11 protein-coding genes are annotated in these 13,308 nt (G+C 73.5%); 1 reads left to right on the forward strand and 10 read right to left on the reverse strand.

Annotation, left to right across the window (positions count from 1 at the left end; genetic code table 11):
* Positions 1 to 19 precede the first annotated feature (19 nt).
* Positions 20 to 2,086, forward strand: a complete 2,067-nt coding sequence (locus tag KZX45_RS01635; RefSeq protein WP_248255965.1) for a DUF349 domain-containing protein — start codon at positions 20 to 22, stop codon at positions 2,084 to 2,086.
* 153 nt (positions 2,087 to 2,239) lie between these two features.
* Here the strand turns inward: KZX45_RS01635 and KZX45_RS01640 are convergent, their stop codons facing one another.
* The 10 genes from KZX45_RS01640 to pdxT all read right to left on the reverse strand — a co-directional run bounded on the left by KZX45_RS01640 (position 2,240) and on the right by pdxT (position 13,258).
* Entirely contained in the window at positions 2,240 to 4,567 is a 2,328-nt protein-coding gene (locus tag KZX45_RS01640; protein ID WP_248255966.1) for a bifunctional (p)ppGpp synthetase/guanosine-3',5'-bis(diphosphate) 3'-pyrophosphohydrolase, read from the reverse strand.
* Between the two features lie 173 nt (positions 4,568 to 4,740).
* Complete coding sequence (locus tag KZX45_RS01645) at positions 4,741 to 5,289, reverse strand: adenine phosphoribosyltransferase (protein WP_248256291.1); 549 nt, start codon at positions 5,287 to 5,289, stop codon at positions 4,741 to 4,743.
* Positions 5,289 to 6,404 carry a protein translocase subunit SecF gene (gene secF, locus KZX45_RS01650; RefSeq protein ID WP_248255967.1) on the reverse strand — a complete coding sequence of 372 codons (1,116 nt, stop codon included), beginning with the start codon at positions 6,402 to 6,404 and terminating at the stop codon, positions 5,289 to 5,291. Before secF ends, KZX45_RS01645 begins: the two co-directional genes overlap by 1 nt.
* Positions 6,404 to 8,668, reverse strand: coding sequence for a protein translocase subunit SecD (secD, locus tag KZX45_RS01655; protein WP_248255968.1), 2,265 nt, complete (start codon positions 8,666 to 8,668; stop codon positions 6,404 to 6,406). The genes secF and secD overlap by 1 nt, the downstream gene beginning before the upstream one ends.
* Before the next feature lie 52 nt (positions 8,669 to 8,720).
* Positions 8,721 to 9,203, reverse strand: coding sequence for a preprotein translocase subunit YajC (gene yajC, locus KZX45_RS01660; protein WP_248255969.1), 483 nt, complete (start codon positions 9,201 to 9,203; stop codon positions 8,721 to 8,723).
* A 134-nt stretch (positions 9,204 to 9,337) separates the two neighbouring features.
* Positions 9,338 to 10,339: a Holliday junction branch migration DNA helicase RuvB gene (ruvB, locus tag KZX45_RS01665; protein WP_248256292.1), complete on the reverse strand. Its 1,002-nt coding sequence runs from the start codon at positions 10,337 to 10,339 to the stop codon at positions 9,338 to 9,340.
* Between the two features lie 13 nt (positions 10,340 to 10,352).
* Positions 10,353 to 10,967, reverse strand: coding sequence for a Holliday junction branch migration protein RuvA (gene ruvA, locus KZX45_RS01670; protein ID WP_248255970.1), 615 nt, complete (start codon positions 10,965 to 10,967; stop codon positions 10,353 to 10,355).
* An 80-nt stretch (positions 10,968 to 11,047) separates the two neighbouring features.
* Positions 11,048 to 11,668 (reverse strand): crossover junction endodeoxyribonuclease RuvC, encoded by a 621-nt coding sequence (gene ruvC / locus KZX45_RS01675; RefSeq protein WP_248255971.1) that lies wholly within the window; start codon positions 11,666 to 11,668, stop codon positions 11,048 to 11,050.
* A 105-nt stretch (positions 11,669 to 11,773) separates the two neighbouring features.
* The gene (locus KZX45_RS01680; protein ID WP_248255972.1) at positions 11,774 to 12,535 is read right to left on the reverse strand and encodes a YebC/PmpR family DNA-binding transcriptional regulator; all 762 of its coding nucleotides are present in this window, start codon (positions 12,533 to 12,535) and stop codon (positions 11,774 to 11,776) included.
* Between the two features lie 9 nt (positions 12,536 to 12,544).
* Positions 12,545 to 13,258, reverse strand: a complete 714-nt coding sequence (pdxT, locus tag KZX45_RS01685) for a pyridoxal 5'-phosphate synthase glutaminase subunit PdxT (protein WP_248255973.1) — start codon at positions 13,256 to 13,258, stop codon at positions 12,545 to 12,547.
* Positions 13,259 to 13,308 lie beyond the last annotated feature (50 nt).

The raw sequence follows: 13,308 nt of genomic DNA on the forward strand, positions 1-13,308 counted from the left end.
TCATCCAAAGGAGCGACCCGTGACCGAGCAGCCGACCCCGAGCGACAGCCCGGAGCCCACCACCCACCAGCATTCCTCCCTGGGCGACGTCCGGCAGCAGGCCGAGCCCGCAGGCGGCACCCCGGCCGCGCCGGTGGACCGGGCCGCCCCGCAGCTGCAGAGCGAGTCGGCTCCGGTCGCCGAGGACGCGGCGGTTCCTCCCTTCGCCGGCGACGGCGTTCCGACGGCACTGGGCGCCGGTGATGCCGAGGCTGCTCCCGCCGTCACCGATCACGTCCCGACGACGCTGGGCACGACCGACGCCGAGGCGCCTGCCGTCCGCGACGGTGTGCCGACGGCGCACGACGCGCACGCGACCCCGGGTCCGGAGGCCGGGGCTCCTTCCGGCGCCGGGCCGACGGGCGTCCCCGAGGACCAGGCTTCGGTGGTCGAGGCCGAGGACACCCCTGCCGGCGTCCCGGTGGCGGAGGAGCACGTGAGCTCCGAGACGCAGACCCCGGTCCCCGGTGGCACCGCCGGGACGCAGACCCCAGCACCGGATTCTCAGGTGCCCGCCCCGGACGTCGAGACGACGCAGGAGGCCCCGGGCGTCGAGGCCGACGAGCCGACGAAGGCCGCGGGCGTCGAGACCGACGAGCCGACGCAGGCCCCAGCCGCCGACGTCGAAGGGACCACGGTGGCCGAGGACGCCGGTGTGACGTCGTCGGCGCCGTCGGCGACCCCCACGCCGCGTCCCGCCCCGGGGCCGCGCCCCCGGCCGCTCCCCCGGCCGGCGCCGACGCCCGCCGTCGTGGCTCCGGCGGTGGCGCAGCCCGCGGTGACGCCCCCCGTGGACCCCCGGGACGCGGCGGAGGCTGCGGCCTGGGGCCGCGTCGACGACGACGGCACGGTCTGGGTCCGGGAGGCCAGCGGCGAGCGGTCGGTCGGCCAGTACACGGGTGCGGACACCGAGGAGGCGCTCGGCTTCTACGTCCGGCGGTTCCTCGACCTCCAGGCGCAGGTGGCCCTCTTCGAGGCGCGCCTGCCGCAGCTCGCGCCGAAGGAGATCGAGCAGACCCTGGCGACCCTCACCGAGGCGCTCGAGTCGCCCGCCGCGGTCGGCGACATCGACGGTCTGCGTGGACGGCTCGAGCGGCTGCGCGGCGTCGCGGAGGAGCGCCGCAAGGAGGCCGCCGCGGAGCGGGAGGCCGCCCGGGCGCAGGCGGTCGCCGAGCGGACGGCGATCGTGGAGAAGGCGGAGCAGATCGCCGAGCAGGACCCGGCCCGCACCCAGTGGAAGCAGTCGGGCCAGCGGCTCCGCGACCTGCTCGACGAGTGGAAGGACGCCCAGCGGAACGGCCCCCGCCTGGACCGGTCCACCGAGGACAAGCTCTGGAAGCGGTTCTCCCACGCCCGCACGGCGTTCGACCGCCACCGCCGGCAGTACTTCTCCGACCTCGACGCCTCGCAGGGGGCGGTGAAGGAGGCCAAGGAGAAGCTCATCGCCCGCGCCGAGGAGCTCTCGTCGTCCACCGACTGGGGCCGCACGGCCTCCGCCTACCGCGAGCTGATGGACGAGTGGAAGGCCGCGGGTCGCGCCTCCCGCAAGGACGACGACGCCCTATGGGCACGCTTCCGCGCCGCGCAGCAGAGGTTCTTCGACGCCCGCAGCGCGCAGAACGCGGAGGTCGACGCCGAGTACGGCGAGAACCTCAAGGTCAAGCTCGCCCTGCTCGAGCAGGCGGAGGCGCTGCTGCCCGTGAAGGACCCCCGGACCGCGCGCGCCGCCCTCCGACCGATCCAGGACCAGTGGGACGAGGCGGGCAAGGTCCCGCGCGCGGACGTGCAGCGCGTCGAGGCGCGGATGCGCGCCGTCGAGCAGGCGGTGCGCGACGCCGAGCAGGCCGAGTGGGAGCGCTCGAACCCCGAGACCCGGGCACGGGCCGAGGGGGCGGCCGCCCAGCTGCACTCCGCCATCGAGCAGCTCGAGGCGGACCTGGAGCGGGCCCGAGCCGGAGGTGACGAGAAGCAGGTCGCCGAGGCCGAGGCTGCCCTCGAGGCGCGCCGCGCCTGGCTGGACCAGATCCAGCGGGCCGCGCAGGGCTGAGCAGGACTGCCGCGAGGCCAGCCGCACGCCCACGCACCCGACGGTGCGTGGGCGTCGTGCTGTCCGGGCGCGGCTCGCTCGGCGTCAGGCCTCGGGACGCGAGCCACAGGCAGGCACTCGACGCTCAGGCATTTGACGCTCAGGGCTCAGGGCTCAGGGCGCCGGCGTGCGGGTGCTCCGCGTGCCGGTCACGCGGTAGGCGTCGAAGACGCCGTCGATCTTCCGCACCGCGGCGAGCACGTGGCCAAGGTGGGACGGCTCGGCCATCTCGAAGACGAACTTGCTCAGCGCCACGCGGTCCCGTGAGGTGCTGACCGACGCCGAGAGGATGTTGACGTGGTTGTCCGAGAGCACCCGCGTGACGTCCGAGAGCAGCGCGTTGCGGTCCAGCGCCTCGACCTGGATCTGCACGAGGAACGAGCTCTGGGCGCTCTTGGCCCAGCTGACGCCGACCATCCGCTCCGGCTGCGCCCGCAGCCCCTCGAGGTTGCCGCAGTCGGCGCGGTGCACGGACACGCCAGACCCGCGGGTGATGAACCCGACGATGGGGTCCCCCGGCACCGGGGTGCAGCAGCGGGCCAGCTTGACCCAGATGTCCGTGTCGGACATGCCCTCGACGATGACGCTGGTGTCGCCGGCCCTCGCACGCGGGCGGTGCTCGCCGGGCATCGTCGCCTCGGCGAGGGTCTCCTCGGCCCCGGACTCGCCGCCCATCGACTGCACGAGGCGGTGGACCACGTTGTTCGCCGAGATGTGGTTCTCACCGATCGCCGCGTACAGGGCGGAGACGTCGGCGTAGCGCATCTCCGTGGCCAGCGCGGAGAGGGAGTCGTGGCTCATCAGCCGCTGGATCGGCAGGTTCTGCTTGCGCATCGCCTTGCTCAGCTGGTTCTTGCCGGCCTCGATGGCCTCCTCGCGGCGCTCCTTGGTGAACCAGGCCTTGATCTTGTTGCGCGCGCGAGGGCTCTTGACGAACGCCAGCCAGTCCTGGCTGGGGCCGGAGCCCTCGGCCTTGGAGGTGAAGATCTCGATCGTGTCGCCGTTCTCCAGCGGCGAGTCCAGCGGCACCAGCTTGCCGTTGACGCGGGCGCCCACGGTGCGGTGGCCGACCTCGGTGTGCACGGCGTAGGCGAAGTCCACCGGCGTGGCGCCGGAGGGCAGGGCGAGCACGTCACCCTTGGGCGTGAAGACGTAGACCTGCGCACCGGACATCTCGAAGCGCAGCGAGTCCAGGAACTCCCCCGGGTCCGCCGTCTCGCGCTGCCAGTCGACGAGCTGCCGCAGCCAGCCCATCTCCTCGGTACCGGGCGCGCCCTCCACCTTGGCGCCCTTGGCGTTCGGGTTCTCCTTGTACTTCCAGTGCGCCGCCACGCCGTACTCCGCGCGCCGGTGCATGTCGTGCGTGCGGATCTGGATCTCGACCGGCCTGCCGCCCGGGCCGACGACGGTGGTGTGCAGCGACTGGTAGAGGTTGAACTTCGGCATGGCGATGTAGTCCTTGAACCGCCCGGGCAGGGGGGTCCAGCGGGCGTGCATCGCGCCGAGGGCCGCGTAGCAGTCGCGCACGGTGTCCACGAGGACGCGCACGCCGACCAGGTCGAAGATGTCGTCGAAGTCGCGGCCGCGGACGATCATCTTCTGGTAGATCGAGTAGTAGTGCTTCGGCCGGCCGGTGACGACCCCGCGGATCTTCGCGGTGCGCAGGTCGTCCTCGATCTGCAGGCGGACGGCGCCCAGGTACTCGTCGCGGGCCGGAGCCCGCTCGGCGACGAGATGGACGATCTCCTCGTACACCTTGGGGTACAGGGTCGCGAAGGAGAGGTCCTCCAGCTCCCACTTGATGGTGTTCATGCCGAGCCGGTGGGCCAGCGGGGCGTAGATCTCCAGCGTCTCGCGCGCCTTCTTCTCGGCGGACGCGGACGGGACGTACTTCCAGGTGCGGGCGTTGTGCAGCCGGTCGGCAAGCTTGATGACCAGGACGCGGATGTCCTTGGCCATCGCCACGACCATCTTGCGCACGGTCTCCGCCTGCGCGGCGTCGCCGTAGGTGACCTTGTCGAGCTTCGTCACGCCGTCGACGAGCAGGGCGATCTCGTCACCGAACTCCGCCCGCAGCTGCGAGAGCGGGTAGTCGGTGTCCTCGACGGTGTCGTGCAGCAGCGCGGCCGCGAGCGTCGACGGCGTCATGCCGAGCTCGGCGAGGATCGTGGCCACGGCGACCGGGTGGGTGATGTACGGGTCGCCGCTCTTGCGCATCTGCCCGCGGTGCGCCTTCTCGGCAACCTCGTACGCGCGGACGATCAGCTGGGTGTCCGCCTTGGGGTGGTTCGCGCGGACGGCACGCAGCAGCGGCTCGATGGCGGGCGGGTTGGAGTGCCCGCGGGAGCCGAGCCAGACCAGGCGCGACCGGACGCGGGAGCCGGGCACCACCGTGTCGGTGCCGCTCGCCTCGCCCGAAGCCGGGACCCGATCACCTGCCATTGGTCGATCCTACGGCGAACGCGGGCGCCCGCACGCATCGGTTCCCTCCGGACGGACGGGCCGACCGATCGTGCGTCCCTCCCGGGCACACGGGCCGACCGACCGTGCGGGGGCGAGATCGCGCCGCCGCGGTCGGACGGCGCGGTGTCCGCGCCGTCCGAACCGACGGCCGCCTAGTAGATGAGGACCGAGTCCACCCGGTAGCCGTCGAGCTTGCGCCGGCCGCCGAGGGCGGCGAGCTCGAGCAGCATCGCGAGGGCGACGACCTCGCCGCCGCTGCGCTCCACCAGCTCGATCGCTGCCGCCCCGGTCCCGCCGGTGGCGAGCACGTCGTCGATGACGAGGACGCGCTGCCCCTCCTGGATGGTCTCAGGACGCAGCTCCATGCGGGCCGTGCCGTACTCCAGCGCGTAGTCCACGCCGATGACCGGCCCGGGAAGGCGCCCCGCCTTGCGGACGGTGATCATGCCGACGCCCAGCTCGATGGCCAGCGGCGCCGCCAGGATGAACCCGCGGGACTCCAGCCCCGCCACCGCGTCCACCCGGCCGCGGTACTTCTCGGCGAGGCCCTGGACGAGCCCCTCGAACGCGGGACCGTCCGCCAGCAGGGGGGTGATGTCGCGGAAGAGCACGCCCGGTGCCGGGAAGTCGGGGATCTCGCGCACATGCTCGCGCACCAGGTCGGTCAGCTCCGCCGGGAAGCTCGGCGCGGATGCGGTCATCATCGTCCCTTCTTGCGGCGGCGCGGCTGGGCCGCGGTGCCGAGGTGGTGCCCGGCGACGATCCCGACGCCGGTGAGGTCCTCCGTGCGGGCGCCGAGGTCCACGGCACCGCCGTCGCCCGTCTCGCCCGCAGCGGCACGCCGGCGCTCGCGCCGGTCCAGCACCATCTTGGTGTGCTTGACCACCGCCTCGTTCCGCTCCCGCAGTGCGACCTCGAGGGGTGCGGCGAGGAAGACCGAGGACAGGGAGGAGAGCAGCATGCCGACGAAGAGCGCCAACGCGATGTCGCGCAGCGTCCCGGCGCCGAGCAGGAAGGCGCCGACGAACAGGATCGCGGCGACCGGCAGAAGACCCGTGACGGAGGTGTTGATCGAGCGGACCAGCGTCTGGTTCACGGCCAGGTTGGAGCCCTCGGCGTAGGTGCGCTTGTCCTGCGTGTACAGGTCGGCGTTGTTCTCCCGGACCTTGTCGAAGACGACCACGGTGTCGTAGAGGGAGTAGCCGAGGATCGTCAGGAACCCGATGACGGACGCGGGCGTGACCTCGAAGCCGACGGCGGCGTACACCCCGACCGTGACCACCAGGTCGTGCAGCAGCGCCCCCACGGCGCCCAGCGCCATGGTCCAGGTGCGGAAGTACAGCGACATGCCGACGGTGATGATGACGAGGAACAGCAGCAGGCCCTGGAGGGCCTTGCCGGTGACGTCGGCACCCCAGCTGGGGCCGACGAAGGTGGCGGCGACGTTCTCGGGCGGGACGTCGTACGCCTCCGCCAGCGCCCCCTGCACCTCGGTGGTCTCCTCGTTCGTGAGGCGCTCGGTCTGCACGCGGACCGAGTCGCTGCCGACGGCGGAGACGCGCGGCGGCTCGCCGGCCCCCAGGTCCGCGAGGACCTGGTTGGCCGGCTCCTGGGCGGTGGTGGACGCGCCCGAGACCGTGAACTGGGACCCGCCGCGGAACTCGATGCCGGGGTTGATGCCCCTGATGGCCAGCACGAGGACCGAGGCGACCATCAGGAGGGCGCCGACGGTGAACCAGAGCTTGCGCCGGCCGATGAAGTCGATGGAACGACGGCCGGTGTAGAGCTCGTTGCCGATCTGGGAGAACGACGCCATCACCGCTCACCTCCGGTGGTCGAGGGGTCGGTATCTTCGCCGGCGGGGTCCTCCACGGCCGGCGAACGGTCGTCGTCCGCGGCCGTGCCGGGGGCGGGACGCGGGAGCACGCTGGTGCCGTCTGTCGCGGCGCCGCCGACGGCGGTCGGGCCGCCGTCGGCGTCGGGAGCGGCAGCCTCGGTCGCGGACGTCGCGCCGTCGCCGTCGCCCGGACCCGCTGCGCCGGCGGCGCCGGCGGCGCCGTTCTCCTCGGCGAGCCTGCGAGCCTCCGCCCGCTCGGCCGCCCGGCGCTCCGCGATCGTCAGCCGGCGACCGCTCTCGTCCACCCGCGGCGCGGGCAGCGAGGGGGTGGGTGCCGCGGTGATGTCCGTGGAGGCGTCGGCGGGCGCACCCGCGCCGGCCGTGGCACCGGCGGACGCTCCCGCGCCGCCCGACGGGGATCCGCCGCGACCGCGCGGTCCCCCGCCCGCGGTCGACCGCGTCGCCGCGGAGGAGCCGACGCCGGCGCCGACGAGCTCACGCTCGCCGTCGTGGGTGCCCGCGGTGACGGCGGCGGGGGCGCGGAACTGTCCCCGTCCGCGGTAGGTGGCCGACGTCGCCCCGAGGCTCTCCGGCGAGAGCCCGGAGAGGCGGTGGCCCTGGCCGAAGAACTGCGTGCGGACGAGCAGCAGCATGACCGGGTGGGTGAACATGAACACGACGACGACGTCCACGAGGGTGACCAGGCCGAGCGTGAACGCGAAGCCCTGCACGCCGCCGACGGCGAGGAAGTACAGCACCGCTGCGGCGGTGAAGTTCACGGCGTCGGAGGCCAGGATCGTGCGCCGGGCGCGCGGCCAGGCGTGCCCGACGGCGGCGGCCAGCGTGCGGCCCTCGCGGACCTCGTCGCGGATCCGCTCGAAGTAGACGATGAACGAGTCCGCCGTGATGCCGACGGCGACGATCAGGCCGACGACCCCGGGCAGCGACAGCCGGTAGCCCACGAGCCAGGACATCAGCGCGATGACCCCGTAGGTGATCACACCGGCGAGCACCAGGCTGGCCACGGAGAGCAGGCCGAGCCCCTTGTACTGCCACAGCATGTAGAGCACGACCAGCCCGGCGCCGATGAGGCCGGCGAGGATGCCCTTGGACAGCTGCTCCGAGCCGAGGGTCGCAGAGATCTCGTCCTGCGACTGCACCTCGAAGTTCAGCGGCAGCGAGCCGAAGTTGAGCTGGTTGGCCAGGTTCGCGGCGGTCTCCGAGGTGAAGGAACCGCTGATCTGCGCACGGCCGTCGTAGATCGCGTTCTGCATGGTCGCGTTGGAGATGACCAGGCCGTCGAGCACGATCGCGAACTGGTTCTGCGGCGGCTGCAGGCCGAGCAGCCGCTCGCTGAACTCGCCGAAGCTCTTGGTGCCCTCGCTGTCCATCTCGAGCGAGACGACCCACTCGCCGGTGGCGGCGCCCTGGCTGTTCACGCCCATGCCCGACGACGCGGAGTCGATGTTCGTGCCCTCGAGCGAGGTGGGGCCGAGGATGAACTTCGCGCTGCCGTCCTCGAAGCAGGCGACGAGCGGGGCAGCCGGGTCGTCCTGGACCCCGCCGACGAGGTTCTCCGGGTTCGTGCAGTCGAGCGTGTAGAAGTCGTAGCTGATCTGCTCGGTGATCCAGTTCAGGTCCGACGTGTTCGCGGGCTCGGTCGCCGGCTCGGTGGCGAGCTCGCCGTCGCCGTCGGTGTCCGAGGCCTGCAGCGCCGCCGCCTCGATCTCCTCCTGGGTCGGCGGTGTCGTCGGCTCCTCGGACGCCTCCGCGGTCGGCTCCTCGGTCGCGCCGTCGGTCGGCGTCTCCTGGGCCTCCTCCAACGCGGCGGGGTCGATCGTGCCGGGACCGGCGACGGTCAGGACGGGCCGGAAGCGCAGCTGTGCCGACCGACGCACCAGGTCGAGCGTCTCCTCGTCGGGGTTGCCGGGCAGGGCGACCACGATGTTCGAGCCGCCCTGGCTGGTGATCTCCGCCTCGGCGACGCCCGAGGCGTCCACGCGCTGGCGGATGATCTCGATGGCCTGCTGCACGTCCTCCTGCGTGACCTCCGAGTTGTCGGTGGTCTTCGGCGTGAGGATCAGCTGGGTGCCGCCCTCGAGGTCGAGGGCCAGCCGCGGCGTCATCGAGGCCTCCTCGGTCAGCCTCGAGCCGGCGAACAGCGAGCCGAACAGGGCGATCAGGAGAACGGCGAGGAGGCCGAGCGTGCGGCGGGGGCGTTCTCTCGTCTGGCGTTGCGCCACCGGTGTCTTCTCTCGTGCAGGGCGCGCCGGGGCGCGCTCGGGGTGGGCCGGGTCAGGCGCGGGGGGCGGTGCCGGTGCCCGGCTCGCCGCCCTCGTCCTCGCGGGCGAGCCGGCCGGTGCCGTCGACCTCCGGGCCGCCCGGGCGGAACTCCCGCTCGGGGCCGGTGGTCCCCGCGTCGAGCGCGGAGGCGTCGTCGGGGACGACGGCGGAGGAGCCGTCGGGGACGACCGCGGAGGAACCGCCCTCGGCCAGGTCCTCGTCGTCGACGACGGCGAACGGGGGCTCCTTGACCTCCTTGATGGCGCTCCTGAGCCAGATCGTCTCGACGCCGGAGGGGCTCTCGAGGGTCACCACGTCGCCGTCGATGTCGACCACACGACCGAAGAACCCACCGATCGTCATCACGGACGCACCGGGCACGACGGTGTTGTTCAGCATCTCGCGCTGAGCGGCCGCCTGCTTCTTCCCGCGGCTCGTGACGAACCACATCATGCCGATCATGAGGGCGAGGAAGATGATGATTGTGGGATCCATCGGGTTCGGGCTCCGGTCGCGTTCGGGGGCGGTAACCACACGAGTCTAGGCGCACCGCCGGGAGTGCCGGTACCAGCGCCCGGTCCCCGGGCGCGGCGCGGTTCCGCGTGGAGCGGCGCCGGCGCCGGTGCTCCTCAGCCGAACAGCGTGCCGTCGCCGGGGCGTTCGAGCCCGAGGTGCTCGTACGCGGCGGCGGTGGCCATCCGCCCGCGCGGGGTGCGCACCACGAGCCCCTCGCGCACCAGGAACGGCTCGGCGACCGTCTCGACGGTCTCGGGCTCCTCGCCCACTGTCACCGCCAGCGTCGTCAGCCCCACCGGGCCGCCGCCGAAGCGTGAGCACAACGCCTGCAGGACGGCCCGGTCGAGCCGGTCCAGGCCGAGACGGTCCACCTCGAACACGTCCAGCGCGCCGTGCGCGGCGGCGAGGTCGAGCAGCCCGGTGCCGCGCACCTGCGCGAAGTCCTGGACGCGGCGGAGCAGCCGGTTCGCGATGCGCGGGGTGCCGCGGGAGCGCGAGGCGAGCTCGCGCGCGGCGTCGTCGTGCAGGGTCGCGCCGAGGAGGCCGGCGCTGCGGTGCAGCACCCGCTCGAGCTCCTCGGGCGTGTAGAAGTCCAGGTGGCCGGTGAACCCGAACCGGTCGCGCAGCGGCGCGGGCAGCAGACCGGCCCTGGTGGTCGCCCCGACCACGGTGAACGGCGGCAGCGAGAGCGGGATCGACGTCGCACCGGGCCCCTTGCCGACGATGACGTCGACCCGGTAGTCCTCCATGGCCAGGTAGAGCATCTCCTCCACGGGGCGGGCGAGGCGGTGGATCTCGTCGATGAAGAGCACGTCGTGCGCCTGGAGCGAGGACAGGATGGCGGCGAGGTCCCCGGCGTGCTGGATCGCCGGCCCCGACGTCAGGCGCAGGGCGCCCTCGACCTCGGCGGCGATGATCATCGCGAGGGTGGTCTTGCCCAGGCCGGGCGGGCCGGACAGCAGCACGTGGTCCGGCGGCGTGCTGCGCGCCCTGGCGGCGTCGAGCACGAGTGAGAGCTGGTCGCGCACCACCTCCTGGCCGACGAAGTCCGCCAGCCGGCGCGGTCGCAGGGCCGCCTCGGCGGCGCGCTCGATCTCGTCGGCGCCGGCGTCCATGACCTCCTGCTCCTCAGACACGGGCGTGACCGCCGAGGTGCTGGAGCGCGGCCCGCAGGATCCCCGGCACGTCGGCCGGCGGCTGCTCCGCGCCCGTCACGGACTCCACGGCGGCGGCGGCTACCTTCTCGCTCCAGCCGAGCTGGACCAGGGCCTCGACCACCTCGGGGGCCTGGGTCGCCGCGGGGGCCCCGGGCGGCGCCGTGCCCGGGCCGAGGCCGTCGCCGGGCGCGCCGAGCTTCTCGCCGATCTCGAGGACGATGCGCTGGGCGCCCTTCCGGCCGATGCCGGGGACGCGCTGCAGGGCGGCGAGGTCCTCCCCCGCGACGGCGCGGCGCAGGCCGTCCGGGGTGTGCACGGCCAGCATCGCCAGCGCGAGCCGCGGCCCCACGCCCGAGACGGTCTGGAGCGTCTCGAACACCGCGCGCTCGTCGTCGTCGGCGAAGCCGAACAGCGTGAGCGAGTCCTCCCGCACCACGAGCGACGTGGCGAGCCTGGCGTCGCGCCCGACCGTCAGGCCGGCCAGCGTCGTCGGCGTCGCCTGGACGAGCATGCCGACGCCGCCGACGGCCACGACGGCGTGGTCGAGCCCGACGGCCTCGACCGTCCCGGTCACTGACGCGATCATCTGGGTCCTTCCTCGGCCGCGCTCACGCGGACCCTCTCGGCCGTCCCCGGCCGTGAACACTTGTACGACTGCGGTCCAAACTACCCCTTGGGTGCGACAGCCCCGGCCCGGCGCGCCGAGCGCTCCGCCTCCGCCCACAGCCGCTGGGCCGGGGTGAGGCCGGGACCGACGGCTCGGGGCAGCGTGTCGGCGCCGCCGTACTGGGCCCGCACCGCGCTGCCCGCACCCCCGCCCCGCCAGGCGTGGCAGATCGCGAGGGCGAGCGCGTCCGCGGCGTCGGCGGGCCGCGGCTTCTCGGTCAGGCCGAGGATCCGCCGGACCATCTCCTGCACCTGCGGCTTCTCCGCCCGGCCGTTCCCGGTCACGGCCGCCTTGACCTCGCTGGGGGTGTGCAGGGCGAGCGGCAGGTGCGCCCGCGCGGCGGCGAGCATGGCCACCCCGGCCACCTGGGAGGTCCCGGTGATGCTCCGGACGTTGGCCTGGGCGAAGACGCGCTCGACGGCGACCACGTCGGGACGGTGTCGTTCGAGCCACCGGTCGATCTCCTCGGCGACCTCGAGCAGCCGCAGGTGCGGCGAGAGCTCCGCGGGGGTCCGCACGACCCCGACGTCCACGAGCCGGACGCGCCGGCCGCTCCCGGTCGTCTCCACGACGCCGAGCCCGCAGCGGGTCAGTCCGGGGTCGACTCCGAGGATGCGCACGGTCCTACTCTCGCACCGGCCACCCGCACGCGGACGCAGCGGCCCGCCGTGCGGCGCGGCGGCGTGGGTCACGCCGCAGCGCCCCGCCGGCGCTGCCGGACGGTGTCAGTCCTCCTCGTCGAGGGCGGCCATGACCTCGTCGGAGGCGTTGAAGTTGGCGAAGACGTTCTGCACGTCGTCGCTGTCCTCCAGGGCGTCGATGAGCCGGAGGACCTTGCGGGCCCCGTCGACGTCGACGTCGACCTCCATGGACGGGACGAACTGCGCCTCGGCGGAGTCGTAGTCCAGACCGGCCTCCTGCAGGGCGGTGCGGACCGCCACGACGTCGGACGCCTCGCTGAGGATCTCGAAGGACTCGCCCAGGTCGTTGACCTCCTCGGCCCCGGCGTCGAGGACGGCCGAGAGGACGTCGTCCTCGGTCAGGCCGTCGGACTTGGGGACGATGACGACGCCGCGCCGGTTGAACAGGTACGACACGGAGCCCGGGTCGGCCAGGTTGCCGCCGTTGCGGGTGAAGGCCACCCGGACGTCGGAGGCCGCGCGGTTGCGGTTGTCCGTGAGGCACTCGACCAGGACGGCGACGCCACCGGGGGCGTAGCCCTCGTACATGATCGTCTCGTAGTCGGCGCCGCCGGTCTCCGCGCCGGAGCCGCGCTTGACGGCGCGGTCGATGTTGTCGGCCGGGACGGAGGACTTCTTGGCCTTCTGGATGGCGTCGAAGAGCGTGGGGTTGCCCGCCGGGTCGCCGCCACCGGTGCGCGCGGCCACCTCGATGTTCTTGATCATGCGTGCGAAGAGCTTGCCGCGCTTCGCGTCGATGGCCGCCTTCTTGTGCTTGGTGGTGGCCCACTTGGAGTGACCGGACATGTGTGCTCCTCAGGTGCTCGACTGCGTGGCGGCCACGGCGTCCTCGCGGACCATGTTGACGAAGAACCGGTGCACCCGCGTGTCGTCACCGATCTCGGGGTGGAAGGCGGTCGCGAGCAGCCTGCCGTGGCGGACTGCGACGATCCTACCGGTGCCGCCGGGCGCGCCGCCGTCGGCAGGTCCGGAGCGTGCTCCGGCGCCGGCGTTCGCGGAGGCCACGGTGGCGGCGTGGGCGGGGGCGACGGTGGTCGCGAGGACCTCGACACCCGGGCCGACCTCCTCCACCCAGGGTGCGCGGATGAAGACGGCGTGCAGCGGTCCTTCGCCGCCCTCCAGCCCCGGGGCGCGGAGCGGCTGCTCGAAGGAGTCGACCTGCCTGCCGAAGGCGTTGCGGCGGACCGTCATGTCGATTCCGCCCAGCGTCCGCTGGTCCGCGGGGCGGTCCAGGACCCGGTCGGCGAGGAGGATCATCCCGGCGCAGGAGCCGAAGACCGGCATGCCCGCCGCGATGCGCTCGCGCACCGGGTCGAACAGGCCGAAGGCGCGCAGGAGCTTGTCCATCGTCGTCGACTCCCCGCCGGGGAGGACGAGGGCGTCGACGGCGGCGAGCTCGCCGGGCCGGCGGACCGGCTCGGCGTCCGCTCCGGCCGAGACCAGGGCCGCGAGGTGCTCGCGCACGTCGCCCTGCAGGGCGAGCACGCCGACGGTGGGGCGAGATGTCACGGCGGGCAAGTCTAGTGCCTGCCCCCACCGGTGAGATGACGGGCCGCCGC

This window comes from Georgenia sp. EYE_87, assembly GCF_023148685.1.
Classification (GTDB): domain Bacteria; phylum Actinomycetota; class Actinomycetes; order Actinomycetales; family Actinomycetaceae; genus Georgenia.